20 protein-coding genes are annotated in these 18,328 nt (G+C 71.9%); 11 read left to right on the top strand and 9 right to left on the bottom strand.

The window, feature by feature from the left end:
* Positions 1-4: 4 nt before the first annotated feature.
* Positions 5-1,234, top strand: a complete 1,230-nt coding sequence (locus ACZ56V_RS31035) for a cation:proton antiporter (protein ID WP_398915234.1) — start codon at positions 5-7, stop codon at positions 1,232-1,234.
* Positions 1,235-1,348: 114 nt separating this feature from the next.
* Positions 1,349-2,344, top strand: coding sequence for a TAXI family TRAP transporter solute-binding subunit (locus ACZ56V_RS31030; RefSeq protein WP_398915235.1), 996 nt, complete (start codon positions 1,349-1,351; stop codon positions 2,342-2,344).
* Here the strand turns inward: ACZ56V_RS31030 and ACZ56V_RS31025 are convergent.
* The gene (locus tag ACZ56V_RS31025) at positions 2,341-3,774 is read right to left on the bottom strand and encodes a HAMP domain-containing sensor histidine kinase (RefSeq protein WP_468946897.1); all 1,434 of its coding nucleotides are present in this window, start codon (positions 3,772-3,774) and stop codon (positions 2,341-2,343) included. The genes ACZ56V_RS31030 and ACZ56V_RS31025 overlap by 4 nt on opposite strands.
* Before the next feature lie 9 nt (positions 3,775-3,783).
* Positions 3,784-4,470: a response regulator transcription factor gene (locus ACZ56V_RS31020; protein WP_052840170.1), complete on the bottom strand. Its 687-nt coding sequence runs from the start codon at positions 4,468-4,470 to the stop codon at positions 3,784-3,786.
* Between the two features lie 301 nt (positions 4,471-4,771).
* On the opposite strand from ACZ56V_RS31020, the gene ACZ56V_RS31015 reads away from it, so the two are divergent.
* The 8 genes from ACZ56V_RS31015 to ACZ56V_RS30980 all read left to right on the top strand — a co-directional run bounded on the left by ACZ56V_RS31015 (position 4,772) and on the right by ACZ56V_RS30980 (position 11,204).
* Positions 4,772-5,548, top strand: a complete 777-nt coding sequence (locus ACZ56V_RS31015; protein ID WP_356362655.1) for an amino acid ABC transporter ATP-binding protein — start codon at positions 4,772-4,774, stop codon at positions 5,546-5,548.
* A 125-nt stretch (positions 5,549-5,673) separates the two neighbouring features.
* Positions 5,674-6,513, top strand: a complete 840-nt coding sequence (locus tag ACZ56V_RS31010; protein ID WP_356362654.1) for a glutamate ABC transporter substrate-binding protein — start codon at positions 5,674-5,676, stop codon at positions 6,511-6,513.
* Between the two features lie 84 nt (positions 6,514-6,597).
* Positions 6,598-7,266: an amino acid ABC transporter permease gene (locus ACZ56V_RS31005; protein ID WP_356362652.1), complete on the top strand. Its 669-nt coding sequence runs from the start codon at positions 6,598-6,600 to the stop codon at positions 7,264-7,266.
* On the top strand, positions 7,263-8,150 hold the full coding sequence (locus ACZ56V_RS31000) for an amino acid ABC transporter permease (RefSeq protein ID WP_398915240.1): 888 nt from the start codon (positions 7,263-7,265) through the stop codon (positions 8,148-8,150). Before ACZ56V_RS31005 ends, ACZ56V_RS31000 begins: the two co-directional genes overlap by 4 nt.
* 185 nt (positions 8,151-8,335) lie before the next feature.
* A complete protein-coding gene (locus tag ACZ56V_RS30995; protein WP_468946891.1) occupies positions 8,336-9,958 on the top strand; it encodes an FAD-dependent monooxygenase in 1,623 nt (540 codons plus the stop codon).
* Positions 9,959-10,031: 73 nt separating this feature from the next.
* The gene (locus tag ACZ56V_RS30990; protein WP_356362646.1) at positions 10,032-10,181 is read left to right on the top strand and encodes a putative leader peptide; all 150 of its coding nucleotides are present in this window, start codon (positions 10,032-10,034) and stop codon (positions 10,179-10,181) included.
* Positions 10,182-10,263: 82 nt separating this feature from the next.
* A complete protein-coding gene (locus tag ACZ56V_RS30985) occupies positions 10,264-10,806 on the top strand; it encodes a cupin domain-containing protein (RefSeq protein WP_467383449.1) in 543 nt (180 codons plus the stop codon).
* The gene (locus tag ACZ56V_RS30980; RefSeq protein WP_468946887.1) at positions 10,803-11,204 is read left to right on the top strand and encodes a rhodanese-like domain-containing protein; all 402 of its coding nucleotides are present in this window, start codon (positions 10,803-10,805) and stop codon (positions 11,202-11,204) included. The genes ACZ56V_RS30985 and ACZ56V_RS30980 overlap by 4 nt, the downstream gene beginning before the upstream one ends.
* A gap of 210 nt (positions 11,205-11,414) precedes the next feature.
* On the opposite strand, the gene recX is transcribed toward ACZ56V_RS30980, so the two are convergent.
* The 4 genes from recX to ACZ56V_RS30960 all read right to left on the bottom strand — a co-directional run bounded on the left by recX (position 11,415) and on the right by ACZ56V_RS30960 (position 15,181).
* A complete protein-coding gene (gene recX / locus ACZ56V_RS30975; RefSeq protein ID WP_467383453.1) occupies positions 11,415-12,197 on the bottom strand; it encodes a recombination regulator RecX in 783 nt (260 codons plus the stop codon).
* A 3-nt stretch (positions 12,198-12,200) separates the two neighbouring features.
* Positions 12,201-13,325, bottom strand: a complete 1,125-nt coding sequence (gene recA / locus ACZ56V_RS30970; protein ID WP_468946884.1) for a recombinase RecA — start codon at positions 13,323-13,325, stop codon at positions 12,201-12,203.
* A gap of 317 nt (positions 13,326-13,642) precedes the next feature.
* A complete protein-coding gene (locus ACZ56V_RS30965) occupies positions 13,643-14,926 on the bottom strand; it encodes an AI-2E family transporter (protein ID WP_467383455.1) in 1,284 nt (427 codons plus the stop codon).
* Positions 14,927-14,986: 60 nt separating this feature from the next.
* Complete coding sequence (locus ACZ56V_RS30960) at positions 14,987-15,181, bottom strand: DUF3046 domain-containing protein (protein WP_003973258.1); 195 nt, start codon at positions 15,179-15,181, stop codon at positions 14,987-14,989.
* 81 nt (positions 15,182-15,262) lie between these two features.
* Between ACZ56V_RS30960 and ACZ56V_RS30955 the strand changes: the two genes are divergently transcribed.
* On the top strand, positions 15,263-16,231 hold the full coding sequence (locus tag ACZ56V_RS30955; RefSeq protein WP_468946881.1) for a prenyltransferase/squalene oxidase repeat-containing protein: 969 nt from the start codon (positions 15,263-15,265) through the stop codon (positions 16,229-16,231).
* A gap of 25 nt (positions 16,232-16,256) precedes the next feature.
* Here ACZ56V_RS30955 and ACZ56V_RS30950 read toward each other — a convergent pair whose 3' ends face one another.
* The 3 genes from ACZ56V_RS30950 to ACZ56V_RS30940 are packed head-to-tail and all read right to left on the bottom strand — an operon-like array spanning position 16,257 to position 18,192.
* Positions 16,257-16,565, bottom strand: coding sequence for an AzlD domain-containing protein (locus ACZ56V_RS30950; protein WP_104631040.1), 309 nt, complete (start codon positions 16,563-16,565; stop codon positions 16,257-16,259).
* Positions 16,562-17,329, bottom strand: coding sequence for an AzlC family ABC transporter permease (locus ACZ56V_RS30945; RefSeq protein ID WP_468946877.1), 768 nt, complete (start codon positions 17,327-17,329; stop codon positions 16,562-16,564). Before ACZ56V_RS30945 ends, ACZ56V_RS30950 begins: the two co-directional genes overlap by 4 nt.
* A complete protein-coding gene (locus ACZ56V_RS30940; RefSeq protein WP_467383461.1) occupies positions 17,326-18,192 on the bottom strand; it encodes an AraC family transcriptional regulator in 867 nt (288 codons plus the stop codon). The genes ACZ56V_RS30945 and ACZ56V_RS30940 overlap by 4 nt, the downstream gene beginning before the upstream one ends.
* Between the last annotated feature and the right edge of the window lie 136 nt (positions 18,193-18,328).

The following is an 18,328-nucleotide window of genomic DNA, read 5'->3' as shown; positions in this document are numbered from 1 at the left end:
GCCGGTGCACTCCGCGGTTCTGCTGATCGAGTTCGGTTCCATCATCCTGGGGCTCGGGCTCCTCGGCCGGTTCGCCGGCCGTTACCGCCTGTCCCCCATCCCGCTGTACCTGCTGGCCGGTCTGGCCTTCGGCGAGGGCGGCCTGCTCCCGCTCGGCGCGAGCGAGGAGTTCGTCGCGACCGGCGCCGAGATCGGCGTCATCCTCCTGCTGCTGATGCTGGGCCTGGAGTACACGGCGAGCGACCTGGTCACCAACCTCAAGTCCCACTATCCGGCCGGCCTCGTCGACTGCGCGCTCAACGCGGTGCCGGGCGCGGTGGCCGCGCTGCTGATGGGCTGGGGTCCGGTGGCCGCCGTGGTGCTGGCCGGCGTGACGTGGATCTCGTCGTCCGGTGTGATCGCGAAGGTCCTCGGCGACCTGGGCCGGGTCGGCAACCGCGAGACGCCGGTGATCCTCAGTGTGCTGGTCCTGGAGGACCTGGCGATGGCGGTGTACCTGCCCATCGTCACGGCCCTGGTCGCCGGTGCCGGTCTGATGACCGGGAGCATCACCCTGGCGGTCGCGCTGGCCGCGGCGGGGCTGGTGCTGTTCGTGGCGGTGCGCTACGGCCGGCTCATCTCCCGTTTCGTCTCCAGCGACGACCCCGAGAAGCTGCTCCTGGTGGTGCTCGGCCTGACGATCCTCGTCGCCGGTGTCGCACAGCAGCTCCAGGTGTCGGCCGCGGTGGGCGCCTTCCTGGTGGGCATCGCGCTGTCCGGGGAGGTCGCGGAGGGCGCGCACACGCTGCTGAGCCCGCTGCGGGACCTGTTCGCGGCGGTCTTCTTCGTCTTCTTCGGCCTGCACACGGACCCGGCCAGCATTCCGCCGGTCCTGCTGCCCGCGCTCGCGCTGGCCCTGCTGACCGCCGTGACGAAGATCGCCACCGGGTACTGGGCGGCGCGGCGGGCCGGGATCTCCGTCAAGGGCCGGTGGCGGGCGGGCGGCGCGCTGGTGGCGCGCGGCGAGTTCTCCATCGTCATCGCGGGCCTCGCGGTCTCGGCCGGCATCGAGCCGTCCCTGGGGCCGCTGGCCACGGCGTACGTCCTCATCCTGGTCGTCCTCGGCCCCCTCACCGCGCGCTTCACCGAGCCGCTGGCGATGCGCCTCTTCCGGCCCCGCGACAACCCCGACCGTCCCGGCCCCGCCGAGGGGGCGCCCCGGGCGGCGGAGGCGGAGGCGTCGGTCGGCGACTGACCCCGGTGCCGGCGGCGTCCGCGCTCCCGGTGCCGGGGTGCCGCGCGGTGCCGTGGTGCCGCCGTGTGAGCCCGGCCCTGGTCAGTGCGGGTGCCGCCTGGCAGGATCGCCCCCATGTCCACGCTGCTCTCCCGTATCGGCAGGCACCGGGCCGTCCAGGGCGCGGTCGCCGGTGCCGTCGTGCTCGGGCTGCTGCTGTGGTGGCTGCTGCCGCTGGGCGAGAAGCCACCGAGCGGGACGATCACGTTCAGCACGGGCACCCGCGCGGGCGTCTACCAGAAGTACGGCGAGCTGCTGCGCGCCGAGCTGCGCAAGGACATGCCGGACCTGGACGTGCGGCTGATCACCAGCGCGGGCTCGCAGGAGAACGTCGAGCGGGTGGCGTCCGGGAAGGCCGACTTCACCATCGCCGCGGCCGACGCGGTCGAGACGTACAAACTGGCCGGCAACCCGGGTGCCGAGGAACTGCGCGGGGTCACCCGGCTCTACGACGACTACGTGCAGCTGGTCGTGCCGATCGACTCGGACATCCAGTCGGTGGCCGACCTGCGCGGCAAGCGGGTGGCCATCGGGCTGCCCAACTCGGGGGTGCGGCTGATCGCGACCCGGCTGCTGAAGGCCGTGGGCATCGACCCGGAGACGGACATCACGCCCCGGGCGGACGGGATCGACACCGGCCCCGGGCGGCTCGGCGAGGAGCTGGACGCGTTCTTCTGGTCCGGCGGCGTGCCGACGGACGGCCTCAAGAAGATTGCGGAGAGCTCCGCCTTCCGGTTCGTACCGATCGGCGCCGACCTGGTGACCAAGCTGCACGAGTCGGGCGGCGCGACCCGCTACTACCGCACCACCAACATGCCGGAGTCGGCCTACCCCACGGTCCAGAACGGCGCGGTGGTGCCGACGATGGCGGTGTCCAACCTGCTGATGACCCGCGCGGACGTCGATCCGCGGCTCACCGAGTGGCTGACCCGGACCGTGCTCGACAGCCGCGACGGCATCGGCGCGCACGTGCACTCCGCCCAGCTGGTGGACCTGCGCACCGCGATATACACCGACCCGCTGGAGCTGCACGAGGGCGCCCGACGCTACTACCGGTCGGTCAAGCCCTAGGACCGCGGCTGCCGCTGCTCCGTCGGTGCCGTGCCGGTTCTGGGCACGGTGACCGTGACCTCCAGTCCGTGCGGCTCGTGGTGGCCGAAGGAGATCGAGCCGTCGCCCGCCGCGAGCAGTGCCCGGCAGATGGACAGGCCGAGGCCCGAGCCCTTGACGTTCTGGTGACGGCCGCTGCGCCAGAAGCGGTCGCCCACGCGCGCGAGCTCCTCGTCGGTGAGTCCGGGACCGTTGTCGGTGACGACGACGGTGGCGGCGGCCCCCGTGGAGGACACCCCGACCCGGACGGTCTCGCCGCGCGGCGTGAACTTCACCGCGTTGTCGATGACCGCGTCCAGGGCACTCGACAGGCTCACCGGGTCGGCCCAGCCCGTGGTCGGCGGGCAGTCGCCGACCAGCCGTACGCCCTTGGCCTCGGCCGTCGGCGCCCAGGCCGCCACCCGCTCGGCGGCCAGCGAGCCGATGTCGGTGACCTTCAGGTCGGCCTGGCTGTGCTCGGCCAGCGCCAGGTCGAGCAGGTCGTCCAGGACCTGGGCGAGGCGTTTGCCCTCGGTCTGGACGGAGGCGATCTCCGCGTTGCCCTCGGGCAGTTCCAGGGCGAGCAGCTCGATGCGCAGCAGGAGTGCGGCGAGCGGGTTGCGCAGCTGGTGCGAGGCGTCGGCGACGAAGGCGCGCTGCTGCTCCAGCACGTCCTCCACGTGGTCGGCCATCTCGTTGAACGACCGGGCCAGGCGTCTGAGCTCGGGCGGGCCCCCGGACGGCGCCACCCGGGACTTGAGCCGCCCGGTGGCGATGTCGTGGGTGGTGGCGTCGAGCACCCGCACCGGCCTGAGCACCCAGCCGGTCAGCCGCAGTGCGGCACCGACGGCGAGCAGCATCGCGGCGACCTCCCCGGCGCCGATGACCAGCCAGCCGCGCAGGGTCCCCGAGCGCATCGAGTCGGTCGGCGACTCGGTGACGACGACGGCGACCACGTCTCCGTCCCGGATGACCGGCGAGGCCACCACGAGCCTGCCGTCCTGCCAGGGCCACACCTGCGCGGGGTCGTGGCTGCGGCGGCTGAGCAGCGCCTCGTCGAAGGAGTCGCGGACCTCTCCGGTCTGCGGCAGGAACCACGTGGTGGGCGCGTTGGCCATCGGGATGTGGTTGCGGTAGAAGACGCCCGCCTTGATGCCGTAGACCTCGTAGTAGCTGGTCAGCTCGGTCTGCAGGGTCGCCAGCCGCTCGTCCGTGTCGGTCTGGCGTGAGCCGCCCGTCCCGTCCTCGGTGACGAACTGGGCGAGCGCGGCGAAGCGTGCCGTGTCGTCGATGCGGTCGATGACGACCTTCTGCTGCTCCGCGCGGGCGACGCTGACGCCGAGCGGGACGCCCAGCGCGAGCAGTACGGCCGCCATCAGGACGATGAGCAGCGGGAGCAGGCGTGTGCTCACCCGGCCCCGCTAGGCGGTGGGGGCGACGAGGCGGTAGCCGACGCCGCGGACGGTCTCGATCAGCGCGGGCATGTGCAGCTTGGACCGCAGGGAGGCGACGTGCACCTCCAGGGTGCGCCCGGTCCCCTCCCAGCTGGTGCGCCAGACCTCGCTGATGATCTGCTCACGGCGGAAGACCACACCGGGGCGCTGGGCGAGCAGGGCGAGCAGATCGAACTCCTTGCGCGTGAGTTGGACGACCGAACCGTCCACGCTGACCTGGCGTGTCGGCAGCTCGATACGCACGGCGCCGAGGCGGACGACGGTCTCCGTGCTCCCGGTGGCCTCCTCGTGCACGGTGCGCCGGCTGACGGCGTGGATCCGGGCGAGCAGTTCCCCGGTGTCGTACGGCTTGACCACGTAGTCGTCGGCGCCGAGGTTGAGGCCGTGGATGCGGGAGCGCACGTCGGAGCGCGCGGTGACCATGATGACCGGAGTGCTGGTGCGCTTGCGGATCTTGCCGCAGACCTCGTAGCCGTCCTGGTCGGGCAGCCCCAGGTCGAGCAGGACGACGCCGAAGCCGTCGACCTCGGGGACGAGCGCCTGGAGCGCCTCCTCGCCGCTGCGCGCGTGGGTGACGTCGAAGCCGTGCCGAGCCAGGATCGCGGACAGGGCGGCGGCCACGTGGTTGTCGTCCTCGACGAGCAGCAGTCTCATCCGGGCTCCCTTCGGTTCATCGGCCGTACGCTCGGGACGGGTAGAAATCGGGACGGGTCGGGGACGGGCACGCGCGCGTGCGCCCTGTGCAGTGACGCCGATGGAGGGGGACGGCGTCAAGAGGCTTCGGGGTGCGGCCGCTCGAAGTTATCCGGCCGATATGTGCCCAGCTCATAAGTGCTACGACTCGTGTCCGATTGCTATCGGATCGTGATGCTCAGATCTCGCTCAGATGTAGAGACGCGGCGTGTCCCGGGTCACTACTGTCCTGCGAAACCCAGGAGGACGGAGCCCGAGAGCGATGACCGAAGTATCGGTGGCCAAGGAAGACAAGGCTGGGACCGGCGATCTGGTCGTCCTGAAGAGTGTCAACAAGCACTTCGGCGCGTTGCACGTACTCCAGGACATCGACCTGACGATCCACCGCGGCGAGGTCGTCGTGGTCATCGGACCCTCGGGGTCCGGTAAGTCCACCCTGTGCCGCACCATCAACCGTCTGGAGACCATCGACGACGGTTCGATCACGATCGACGGCAAGCCGCTGCCGGCCGAGGGCAAGGAGCTGGCCAGGCTGCGTGCCGACGTCGGCATGGTCTTCCAGTCGTTCAACCTCTTCGCGCACAAGACGGTGCTCGAGAACGTGACGCTGGGCCAGGTCAAGGTCCGCAAGGTCGACGCCAAGAAGGCCGAGGAGAAGGCCCGCGCCCTGCTCGACCGGGTCGGCGTGGGCGCCCAGGCGGACAAGTACCCCGCACAGCTCTCCGGTGGTCAGCAGCAGCGCGTCGCCATCGCGCGTGCGCTGGCCATGGACCCGAAGGTCATGCTCTTCGACGAGCCGACGTCGGCCCTCGACCCCGAGATGATCAACGAGGTCCTGGAGGTCATGAAGCAGCTCGCCGAGGACGGGATGACCATGATCGTGGTCACGCACGAGATGGGCTTCGCCCGCTCGGCCGCCAATCGCGTCGTGTTCATGGCGGACGGCCGCATCGTCGAAGAGGCGACGCCGGACCAGTTCTTCAGCAATCCGCGCAGCGACCGTGCCAAGGACTTCCTGTCGAAGATCCTGCACCACTGAGACTTCGGAGCGGCTCCGGCGCCCCGCGCCGGCCGCACCGGCGGCCCGCCCCCGGCGGCCGCATCTGATCGCCTGATCCTCTGATCGTCCGATCGCAGCTCGATCACAGCCAAAGGATGTTCACCATGAAGCTTCGCAAGGTCTCCGCCGCCTCGGCCGCCGTGCTCGCCCTCGCCCTGACCGCCACCGCGTGCGGTGGCGACGACAAGGACAGCGGCTCGTCCGGTGGTGGTGACGGCAAGAAGATCACCATCGGCATCAAGTTCGACCAGCCCGGCCTCGGCCAGAAGACCCCGGACGGCTACGCGGGCTTCGACGTGGACGTCGCCACGTACGTCGCCAAGAAGCTCGGCTACACCGAGGACCAGATCGAGTGGAAGGAGTCGAAGAGCGCCGACCGCGAGACCATGCTGCAGCGCGGTGACGTCGACTTCATCGCCGCCACCTACTCGATCACCCCGCAGCGCCAGGAGAAGGTCGACTTCGCCGGCCCCTACCTGCTCGCGCACCAGGACGTGCTGCTCCGTGCCGACGACGACAAGATCAAGTCGCCGGAGGACCTGAACAACGCGAAGCTCTGCTCGGTCACCGGTTCGACCTCGGCCCAGAACATCAAGGACAAGCTGGCCCCCAAGGCGCAGCTGCAGCCGTACCCGACGTACTCGGCCTGCCTGCCCGGCCTGCAGAACGGTGCCATCGACGCGCTGACCACGGACGACTCGATCCTCGCCGGTTACGCCTCCCAGGCGCAGTTCAAGGGCAAGTTCAAGCTCGGCGGCTTCAAGCTGACGAACGAGAACTACGGCATCGGCGTCAAGAAGGGCAGCGACCTCAAGGACAAGATCAACAAGGCCCTTGAGGAGATGGTCGCGGACAAGACGTGGGACAAGGCCGTCAAGGACAACTTCGGCCCGGCCAACTACAAGAACGAGCCGGCGCCGAAGATCGGCGACATCAAGAGCTGAGGCCGGGCCTGACGAGGTGCGCCGCCCCACGGCAGGGGCGGCGCGCCGGGGCGGGCATCCCTACACGCGGAAGCGCGGGAGATCGTGTTCGACTTTCTTCAGGATTACGACCTGGCGGGTGCCGTCTGGACGACAGTGCAGCTTGCTGTGCTCTCGGCCATCGGTTCCCTGATCTGGGGCACCATGCTGGCCGCCATGCGGGTCGGCCCGGTTCCGTTGATGCGCGCTTTCGGAACCGCGTACGTGAACATCGTGCGGAACATCCCGCTGACCGTGATCATTCTGTTCGCGTCGCTGGGACTGAACCAGACCTTGGGGGTCACCCTCGGCGGGGGGAACGACTTCGAGACGATCAACTTCCGGCTCGCCGTCCTGGGCCTGATCCTCTACACGTCGTCATTCGTGTGTGAGGCGCTGCGCTCCGGCATCAACACGGTGCCGGTCGGCCAGGCGGAAGCGGCCCGGGCCCTCGGCCTGAGCTTCGGCCAGGTGCTCCGGCTGGTGGTTCTGCCGCAGGCGTTCCGCTCGTCCGTCGTTCCGCTGGCGAACGTGCTGATCGCGCTGATCAAGAACACCACGGTCGCCGCCGCCATCGGTGTGGCGGAAACGGCGCTGCTGATGAAGGAGATGATCGAGAACGAGGCTCAGCTGCTGCTCATCTCCGCGGTCATCGCTCTCGTGTTCGTGGTGTTGACGCTGCCGACCGGCCTGATCCTCGGCTGGGTGGGCAAGAAGGTTGCGGTGAAGCGATGAGCTCGATCCTCTACGACGCCCAGGGCCCCCGCGCCAAGCGTCGGAACATCCTCTTCACGGTCGTCTTCCTGGTCGTCCTCGCCGCCGTGCTGTGGTGGGTGTTCAGCACCCTCGACGACAAGGGTCAGCTGGAGTGGGCGCTGTGGAAGCCCTTCTTCACCGGCACCGAAGCGTGGTCGACGTACATCTGGCCGGGTCTGCAGAACACGCTGAAGGCCGCGGTCCTCGCGGTGGTCATCGCCCTGCCGCTCGGCGCGGCACTGGGCATCGCCCGGCTCTCCGACCACAAGTGGGTCCGGATACCGGCCGCGGTCGTGGTCGAGTTCTTCCGGTCCATCCCCGTGCTGGTCCTGATGATCTTCGGTCTCGCGCTGTTCGCGGAGTACACGAACGTCAGCTCGGACGACCGTCCGCTCTACGCCGTCGTCACCGGCCTGGTGCTGTACAACGCCTCCGTCCTCGCCGAGATCGTCCGGTCCGGCATCCTGGCCCTCCCCAGGGGGCAGGCGGAGGGCGCGATGGCGATCGGGCTGCGCAAGGGCCAGGTCATGCGGCTGATCCTGCTGCCGCAGGCAGTCACGGCGATGCTGCCGGCCATCGTCAGCCAGCTCGTCGTGATCCTCAAGGACACCGCGCTCGGCGGCGCCATCCTCACCTTCCCCGAACTGCTCGCGTCGGCCAACACGATGAGCGGCTACTACGGCGCCAACGTGATCGCCAGCTACACCGTGGTCGCCGTGATCTACATCGCGCTCAACTTCGCCCTCACGAGCTTCGCGAGCTGGCTGGAGCGCCGGCTGCGGCGGGGGAAGAAGTCGACCGGTGCGGTGCTCCGTGCGGACGACGTCGAGACCGCCGACGCCGGAACGGTCGGCAAGATCTAACACATCTGACACACAGTCATCTCGTATGACCATCGACGGAGGCCGTGGCGTGATCGCCACGGCCTCCGTCGCTTGACGCAAGCAGCGGCAATAGGTTGCATACGTTCTGTGACCGTGCACCCTGCTCCAATGTCCTGTTCACCCACGTCCCCCGGGACACCGCCACGGGCAGGGGGCGCCGCACCGTGGACCCGGTGATCATCACCGGAGCGGGGCCCGTCGGGCTCACGCTCGCCCTGGCGCTGGCGCGGCAGGAGGTGCCCTGTGTCGTCCTCGACGAGGGGCCGGGCAAGGACGAACCGCGACCCGCGCGCACCGTCGTCCTGCGCGAGGAGGCCGTCGCGCTCGTCGAGCGGCTGACCGGCACACCGCTGACGGGGCTGGGTTCGCGTTGGGCCGGATGGCGGTCGGTGCGGCGCAAGCAGGTGACGCGCGAGGTCGTGTTCGGCGACGCCGATCCGGCGCCCCTGCACATCGCCCAGCACGAGCTGACCGGCGCCCTGCGCACGGCGCTCACGCGTGAACGGCTGGTCAGGATCGCCGTGGACAGCCGGCTGGACGGCATCGAGCAGGAGAAGTCCGGCGTCACGGCCCACACCCGCGGCCCGGCCGGCACCTGGTGGCGCGGCAGTTACCTGGTCGGCTGCGACGGCCCCCGCTCCACCGTCCGCAAACTCCAGGACATCCGCTTCCCCGGCCGTACGGCGGTGGAACGATACGCCGTCGCCGCCCTGCGCACCGAACTCCCGTGGGCCGACGAGGCGCTGCTCCACCGCATGCCGCCGTGGCGGACGACCGGTCCGTGGGCCGGTGAGGTGGTCGGCCGCCCCCTGCCGGACGGCGTGTGGCGCCTGGACTGGCTGCTGCCGCCCGGCAAGGACCTGGTCACGCCCGAACTGCTGGTGAACCGGGTCCGCGAGACCCTCACCGGATGGGCCGAGGGCTCGACCCCGGCGTACGAGCTCCTCGACACCGGCGTCCACACGGTCCACCACCGCCTCGCCCGCCGCTGGCGGGTGGGCCGCGTGCTGCTCGCCGGGGACGCGGCGCACCTGCTGGGCTCGTTGGGCACGCAGGGCCTCGAGGAGGGGCTGCTCGACGCCGACAACCTCGCCTGGAAACTGGCCCTGGCCTACCACCACGGGCCGCGCGAGGCGCTGCTGGACAGCTACCAGGAGGAGCGGCGGTCCGCGATCGCCGCTCGGCTGCGCGCCGCCGACCAAGTGCTCCCGCTGCTGCGCGGCGGCGGCGGACTGCGGTCCTACGTCCCCGGCGCGGCCCGCGGCAACGACGCGCTGCTGACGGACGGTCACCTCGGACGAGGGACGCTGGGCGCGCCGGGGACGTACGCCGACTCGCCCCTCGCGCCCGAGAACCTCGCCGGTGAGGTGCCCGTGGGCACACCGCCCGGGACGCCGGTCACCGATGTGCGGGTCACGGCGGAGGACGGCACCTTCGTACGGCTGCGCGACCGGCTGGGGTGCGGGGCGCTGCTGGTGGTGCTGATCGCGCCGGGTACCGGGGTGTGGGAGCGCAAGCACTGGGTGACGGCCGGGATCATGCCCCGGCTGGCGGCCGCCGTGACGGCGCTGCCCCACCGTGCCGAGTTGCTGGTCACCGAGAGCTATCCCGGTGCCGCGGCGCACACGGTGCTGCTGGTGCGGCCCGACGGCCACCTGGTCACGGCGCTGAACGGGGTACGCCCGGCCGACCTCTACGCGGCCGCGGAGAGCGCGCTGGGCGGGGCGACGGCCGGGGCGGCGAGCGAGGCCGAGGAGGGGGCGGGAGCAGCGGCCGGGCCGCGTTGAACGGGCCGCCGCGCCGCCCGACCGACCGCCGTCGGTTCCTCCTCTCCCGCCTCCGGTCGCCGGGGGGAGGGACGTGCACTGTCCGCATGGTGACGCTGAGTTGACCGGTCGGCACCGTCATGGTCTACTCCGGATCGTGACCGACACCTATGTGCGCCTGTGGCGGAGGGTCCATATGGACCTCGTCCGCTATGCGGGCTGCGTGTGTCGTCCGTCCTGCTGAACTCGCCTTCCCTCTTCTTCGCGCGCGCCGCCGCTCGGACGTGCCGCCGCGCGCTCCCTCGCGAACTCCCAGGACGGTACCCGTGTCCCTCCCCTCCCTTTCTGCGGCCTCCGCCGCCCCCGCTTCCACGGCCGCCCCGACGCAGGCCGAGCTCCTCGACTTCGTACGGCGTGCCGCGGCCGACGCCGAACTGATCGCCTCGCTGCCGCTCGACCCCGAGGGCCGCACCTGGGTGCGGCTGGCCGGGCCGGGCGGCAGCGAGGCCTGGCTGATCGGCTGGCCGCCCGGTACGGGCACCGGCTGGCACGACCACGCCGACTCCGTGGGCGCCTTCGTCACGGCCGCGGGCGAGCTCAAGGAGAACGCGCTCGCCGCCCGCCTGCCCACCGACGGCTGGAAGACCCTCGAACTCAGCGACGACGCGGACCGGGAGCGCCGGCTGACCGTCGGCAAGGGGCGCGCCTTCGGCCGGTACCACGTGCACGAGGTCCTCAACGAGTCGACCGACCGCCACGCCGTGTCCGTGCACGCCTACTACCCGCCCCTGCCGCAGATCCGCCGCTACAGCCGCAGCGGACAGACCCTGCGCCTGGAACAGGTCGAGCGCCCGCAGGACTGGCAGTGAGCGGGCCCACGGGCATCGACGCCCTGCTGGAGCGCGTACGCGCCGGATACCGGCGGACCGCACCGGAGGAGGCGTACGACGCCGCCGAGGCAGGCACGGCGCTGCTGGTCGACATCCGGTACGCCGCTCTGCGCGAGCGGGACGGTGTGATTCCGGGCGCCCTGGTGGTCGAGCGCAACGAACTGGAATGGCGTCTGGACCCGCAGGGCAGCCACCGCCTCCCCGAAGCGGTGGACCACGACGTGCGGGTGGTCGTGGTGTGCGACGAGGGCTACGCCTCCAGTCTGGCGGCGGAGTCCCTGCACCGTCTGGGTCTGCACCGGGCCACCGATCTGATCGGCGGCTTCCAGGCCTGGCGCGCGGCGGGCCTGCCGGTGGCCGCCGCCCGGTCCCAGTAGTCGGCGGGGCGGTCCACGGGGGCCGTGTCACCGTCGCGGAGAAGACGTCCGTCCTTCAGCGCGACGAGGGTCTCGTCGGTGCCGTTGACCGTCACGATCGTGACGGTCGGCCCCGGCCGCGTCGAAGGCCTTGTCGGCGGTGATCCTGCTCGGTCCTCGTCCGCCCGCCTGCTGGGCCGGTCCCCGAGTGCCCTCGGGCCGGGCACCGGCTCAGAACCCCTCGTCGCCGAGGTACTCCGTGTCCTCGCCCTCCTCCTCCAGCGCCTGGCGGACCACCCGCAGGGCCATGCCCTCGGGGTAGCCCTTGCGGGCCAGCATGCCCGCGAGGCGGCGCAGCCTCTTGTCGCGGTCCAGGCCCCGGGTGGCGCGCAGCTTGCGGGCGACCAGGTCGCGCGCGGTCTCCTCCTCCTGCTCGGTGTCCAGTCGGGACACCGCCGCGTCGATGAGCGTGGCGTCGACGCCCTTGGTGCGCAGCTCTCTGGCGAGGGCGCGCCTGGCCAGCCCGCGGCCGTGGTGCCGTGACTCCACCCAGGCCTCCGCGAAGGCGCCGTCGTTGATGAGGCCGACCTCCTCGAACCTGGACAGCACCTCTTCCGCGGCCTCGTCCGGGATCTCCCGCTTGCGCAGGGCATCGGCCAGTTGCCTGCGGGTGCGCGGGGTCCCGGTGAGCAGGCGCAGGCAGATCGCCCGTGCCTGCTCGACCGGGTCCCGCGGAGGCTCCCCCTTCTCGGCCCTCGACGAGGAAGTGGCACCTCCGTCCCCGGCGGACGGCTCCGCGCGCTCGCGCCTCCGGCGCCCGCGCGTGCCACCCGCTCCGCGGCCCCGCCCGCCGCCGCGGCGCGCCTCGCCGTCACCGTGGCGCGCCGTGCCGTCCTCGGGGGTACCCACGGCGGAGGGGTCCGTCTCGTACGGGGCCGCAGCCGCCCCGTACGCGTCGTCGCCCGGCCCGGCGGAGCCGCTCGTGTACTCGGCCCAGTCGGTTCGTCGGGTCACGGGTCAGCTCTTGGCTGCCGCGGCCTTGGACTTGGTGGCCTTGGCGGTCGTGGGTGCGGGCACCGCCGGTGCGGCGTCGGCCGTGGCGGCGGAGGCGGCGTCCGCGACGGGCTCGGTGACCGGCTCCTCGGGACGCACGCCGACGCCGAGCTTCTCCTTGATCTTCTTCTCGATCTCGTTGGCCAGGTCCGGGTTGTCCTTCAGGAAGTTGCGCGCGTTCTCCTTGCCCTGGCCGAGCTGGTCACCCTCGTACGTGTACCAGGCGCCGGCCTTGCGGACGAAGCCGTGCTCCACGCCCATGTCGATCAGACCGCCCTCGCGGCTGATGCCGTGGCCGTACAGGATGTCGAACTCGGCCTGCTTGAAGGGCGGCGCGACCTTGTTCTTGACGACCTTGCAGCGGGTGCGGTTGCCGACCGCGTCCGTGCCGTCCTTCAGCGTCTCGATGCGGCGGATGTCGATGCGCACGGAGGCGTAGAACTTCAGCGCCCGGCCACCGGTCGTGGTCTCCGGGGAGCCGAACATCACGCCGATCTTCTCGCGGAGCTGGTTGATGAAGATCGCGGTGGTCTTGGACTGGTTGAGCGCGCTGGTGATCTTCCGCAGGGCCTGGCTCATCAGCCGGGCCTGCAGACCGACGTGGCTGTCGCCCATCTCGCCCTCGATCTCCGCGCGCGGGACGAGCGCGGCGACGGAGTCGATGACGATGAGGTCGAGGGCGCCGGAGCGGACCAGCATGTCCACGATCTCCAGGGCCTGCTCGCCGTTGTCCGGCTGGGAGAGGATCAGGTTGTCGATGTCGACGCCGAGCTTCTTGGCGTACTCGGGGTCGAGGGCGTGCTCGGCGTCCACGAACGCGACCTGGCCGCCGGCCTTCTGGGCGTTCGCCACCGCGTGCAGGGTCAGGGTCGTCTTGCCCGAGGACTCGGGGCCGTAGACCTCCACGACACGGCCGCGCGGGAGGCCGCCGACGCCGAGGGCCACGTCGAGCGCGGTCGACCCGGTCGGGATGACCTCGATGGGCTCGTTCGGCCGCTCGCCCATGCGCATGACCGCGCCCTTGCCGAACTGCCGTTCAATCTGTGCGAGCGCGGCGTCCAGGGCCTTCTCGCGGTCGGTTCCTGCCATGGGTTCCACCCGGTTTGCTTGATTCGATCGCTTCACGTCAAAGACGCTAATGCCTGCCACTGACAATGGGCCCCGATGCGGGTCCGGCCTGTGGATAACTCGGGTGCATCTCCCCCCGAACCCACTCGAATCACCCGTCACGAGCCCCGCCGGAGCCTCCATAAGAATGGATGTTCGATTTTCGTGTCAAGCGCACCACGCGGCACTTCCGAGCGTACGTCCCCGGCCCGGCGAGCCAGATGGAAGTGATGGTGCCGGCCGGTGTCGGCTCGCTCTGACCCTGCTCCCGCCGGTGTAAGGGAGGGCGCGCCCGTGCCTCAGGAGGAGGCGCCGTCCCCGGGGCCCTCCGAGCCCTCTCCCTCCGGGCGCCCCTGCTCCGGGCGCCGGGTCCACAGCCTGCGTAGGCGCGTGGACGTTCCGGACACCCCCCGGCGGTCCCGGCGCCCGTGGACGCGCGGATCGTCCGTGACGGCGTAGCGCTTCACGTACGCCCCGAGGAACGCCTGCAGCGTGGCGACCGCCGGAATGGCGATCAGCGCGCCGACGGCGCCGAGCAGGGCGGTGCCCGCGATGACGGAGCCGAAGGCGACCGCGGGATGGATGTCCACGGTCTTGGACGTCAGCTTGGGCTGCAGCACGTAGTTCTCGAACTGCTGGTAGATCACCACGAAGACCAGCACCCACAGCGCGTACCAGGGGTTGACCGTGAACGCGATCAGCATGGGCAGGGCGCCCGCGAGATAGGTGCCGATGGTCGGGATGAACTGCGACACCAGGCCCACCCACACGGCGAGCGCGGGCGCGTAGGGCACCTCGAGGATCTCCAGGAGGATGTAGTGCGCGATGCCGGAGATCAGCGCCATCAGCCCGCGTGAGTACAGGTAGCCGCCGGTCTTGTCCACGGCGATCTCCCACGCGCGCAGGACCTCGGCCTGGCGGGCGGGCGGCAGGACGGAGCAGAGTCCGCGCCGCAGCCGGGGGCCGTCGGCGGCGAAGTAGAACGAGAACAGCACGACCGTCAGCAGCTGGAAGAGGCCGCCCAGGACCTGGGCCGACACGTCCAGGACGCCCGTCGCGCTGTTCTGCACGTAGTTGCGCAGCCAGTCGGAGCGGAGCAGGCCCTCCTGGATGTCGACCCGCCGCAGTTCGGTGTGGAAGTGGCCGTTGACCCAGTTGATGACGGAGTCGAGGTAGTCCGGGAAGTCCTCGACCATCTTGACGATCTGCCCGGCGAGCATGGAGCCGAGCAGCGTGACGAACCCCGCGGCGGCGATCAGGACACCGAGGAAGACGAGGAAGGTGGCGAACCCCCGGCGCATGCCGCGCCCGGCCATCCAGCTCACCGCGGGTTCGATGGCCAGGGCCAGGAAGAAGGCGATGAGGACGTTGATCAGCAGCCCGGTGAGCTGGTGGAAGGCCCAGCTGCCCAGCTGGAAGGCGGCGATGAGCGCGAGGGCCAGCACCATGGCGCGCGGCAGCCAGCGCGGCATGCGGGCGCCCGGCCCGGCGACGGCCGCGTCGGCCGGGGGGCCGGTGGGCGGCGTGGTGCCGGCCTGGGATGCGTGCCGGGCGGCCTGCCCGGTCTCGTCAGTGGATGCCACGGATCAAGTCTCGCCCACGCCACGGACGGAGGAGCACGGTACGGCGATCTCGGTGAACCGTCACCGCTGTTCCCGCGGCACGTTCATGACGGTGCAGACCACCCGCCACACGTCCTTGGCGTCCCAGCCGGCGTCCAGCGCCTCGTGCACCGTGCGCCCGCCCAGCTCCGTCATCACGTGATCGCGCGCGAAGGTGTCGGCGTACCCCGGACCGAAGTGATCCGTCATCCGCTCCCAGAAGACCGTCAACCGCATGCCTCCAGTATCCCGTCCCTGAGAGTGGGCCCTGAGCCGGGACCACCTGCCGGAACCGCTTTCCGGCCTACGGTCTCTCCCATGGCCGAAACCGGAGCGTCCCCACTTCCCGCGATCCCTCCGCCCGCGCCTCCGCGCACCCCGGACTCGCGTGCACCGCTCGCGCGCGCGGAGCACTTCGTCTGGCTCACCGCGCGCGTACTGGAGCAGCGGTTGTTCGCGTACCACTTCCGCGGTGGAGACCCCGGCCCGGTGGAGACCGCGCTGGAGGCCTACCGCAACGAGGACGGCGGGTACGGCCACGCGCTGGAGCCCGATCTGCGCGGCCCGGCCAGTCAGCCGCTGCACACCGCGTGTGCCCTGCGCGTCCTGGACGCCGTCGGCCGCTGCGGCGGGCAGCGGGCCGAGCGGATCTGCCGCTATCTGACCTCCGTGTCCACGCCCGACGGGGCCCTGCCGGTGACCCGTGCGAGCCGGGACGGGCACCCGGCCGCGCCCTCGGTGCCGGTCGCGGCCGACCCTCCCGGCGAGCTGCTCGTCACCGGCCCGGTGGTCGGACTGCTGCACCGCAACGAGGTCTGGCACGCCTGGCTGTTCCGGGCCACGGACTTCTGCTGGCAGGCGGCCGAGTCGCTGGCGTCCCCGCACCCGTACGAGGTCGAGGCCGCCGTGGCCTTCCTGGACAGCGCTCCGGACCGTCCGCGCGCGGAGGCCGCGGCCGACCGGCTGGGTCGTCTGGTGCGCGAACAGCGCCTCGCCGTGCTGGACCCGGGCGATCTCGGCCCGAATCCGGCCCCTCCGGGACACGCCCCGGACGAGCAGCGCTTCCCGCACGACTACGCGAGGGAGCCGCGTTCGCTCGCGCGCGCGTGGTTCACGGACGACGAGATGGCCCGCTCCCTCGACTTCCTCGCGGCCGGGCAGGAGGACGACGGCGGCTGGCCGTCGCGCCGACGCCGGCGGGCACCCGTCCCGGCGCTGGAGGTCCGCGCCCGGGTGACGCTGGAGGCGCTGTGCACCCTCCGGGCGTACGGCCGTCCCCTCGGCTGACCGCGCGTGCGGCTGACCTGCCGCCTCAGCCGCCCACGGCCCGGACGCCCGCGGTGACCACCACGGCCGCCGCGACGACGAGCAGGAACGGCGCGCGCAGCAGCAGCGCGACGGCGGCCGCGGCGACCCCGGCGGCCCGCGCGTCCAGCACGAGCGTCTGCCCGTCGGCGAAGGTCTGCTGGGCGGTGAGCGCCGCGAGGAGGGCGACGGGCAGCAGCGCGGCGAGCCGCCGGACCAGCGGCCGTTCCAGGGCGCCCGCGGGTACCAGCAGCCCGAGGAGCTTGACCGCGTAGCAGCCCACCGCGGTCACGCCGATCGCGATCCACACACTCATCGCTCGCCCTCCCCCTCGGCGGCCCCACGGACCGCACCGTCCTCGGCACCGCCCGCACGGCGACCGCGCGCCCACAGGACGAGCGGCGCCGCCAGCGCGGCCACCAGGACGGGCACGCCCGCGGGCAGCACGGGCAGCAGGCCGAGCCCCAGGAGGACGGCCAGGGCGGCGACCGCGCGCTCGGTGGTGTTCTTGAGCATCGGCGCGAGCAGCGCGAGGAAGACCGCCGGACCTGCCGCGTCCAGACCCCACGCGTCGGTGTCCCCGATGGCCTCCGCGCCCAGTGCGCCGAGCAGCGTGGTGAGGTTCCACAGGACGTACAGGGTGAGCCCGGTGACGGTGAACCCGATCCGGACGGCGCGCCGCGTGGGCTGTGCGAGCGCCACTGCCGTCGTCTCGTCGATGACCCACTGCGCGGCGAACGGCCGTACCGCGCGCGGGAGGGCCAGCAACTGCGACAGGCGCAGCCCGTAGAAGGCGTTGCGCACGCCCAGGAAGAAGGCGCCGGCCGCCGCGGTGAGCGGGTTGCCGCCGGCCGCGAGGGCGCCGACGAGCGCGAACTGGGACGCCCCGGTGAACACCAGGAGGCTGAGGGCGCAGGTCTGGGCCAGGGTGAGTCCGCCGCCGGCCGAGGTCACCCCGAAGGCGAACCCGGACAGTCCGACGGCGACTCCGACCCCGAGGGCGTCCCGTACGACGGCGGCGTCCGGCTTGGCGTCGGCCTCCGTGCCGGGAGCATCGGGCAGGGCTGTCTGTTCTGTCACGCCTCGAACGGTAGGAGCAGCCCTCGCCGCGCGTCTTGTACGTTCTTGCGCTCGCGCTGGTAGGCACCGGGCGGCACGCCGACGATCCGCGCGAAGTGCCGGTTCAGGTGCGGCTGGTCGGTGAACCCGACGGCGACGGCGGCCTCGGCCGGGGAGGTCCCGGTGTCCAGCAGTCGCCTCGCCCGACGCACCCGGGCGTCCGTCAGCCAGGTGTGGGGCGGCATGCCGTAGGCGTCGCGGAAGGCCCGCAACAGCGCGAACGGGCTGCTCCCCAGCTCCCCGGCGAGCCGCTGAAGGCTCGGCGGGTCGGTCATCCGCTCCTCCAGCACGGCACGCGCGCGTGCCGCCGTCCTGGCCCCGGCCGTACGTACCTGGCGCCGGGGCAGCGGGCCGCCGTTCAGCCGCAGCAGCCGGGTCACGGCCACCCGCAGCAGGGTGTCGGCGGCGAGCGCGTTCCCGTCGTCGGCGGCCCGCAGCACGCGGTGCACCAGCTCGACGGTGTACGGGTCGTCGAGTACCGGCCGGACGAACCCGGGCGTCCCGCGCAGCGTCGTCGTCTCCGCCGCGATCCCGGCCACCAGCTCGGGCGCCGGGTAGACGGCGCCGTACCGCCATCCCTCCGGCACTCCGGCCCGCCCCGTGTGCGGGGTGTCGGGGTTGACCAGGGCGAGCGAGCCGGCCCCGGCATACTGGTCGCTCCCGCCGTGGTGGAACACCTCCACGCCGTCGGCGATGGCGGCGATGACGAAGTGCTCGTGCGTGTGGCGCACGAAGGTCTTCCGTATGTACTGGGCGCGGAGCAGATCGACGTCGGGCAGCTCCGCGTACCGCCAGTGCCGCGCCCGCTCGCCCGATCCCGCCATGCCCCCATTCTCCGCCACCCTGGCACCACCCCACCTCGCCCCCCGGCGACGGCCCGGGTGGGTCGGCCATCCGGGCGGGCGGGCTCGACGACCGGCCCGGACACCCCACGACGACCGGCCCGGACTGCCGACCGGG

This window comes from Streptomyces sp. NPDC034099, from assembly GCF_055575415.1.
The sequence above is the reverse complement of the archived record's forward strand: the minus strand, read 5'-3'. Positions and strand labels throughout refer to the sequence as shown.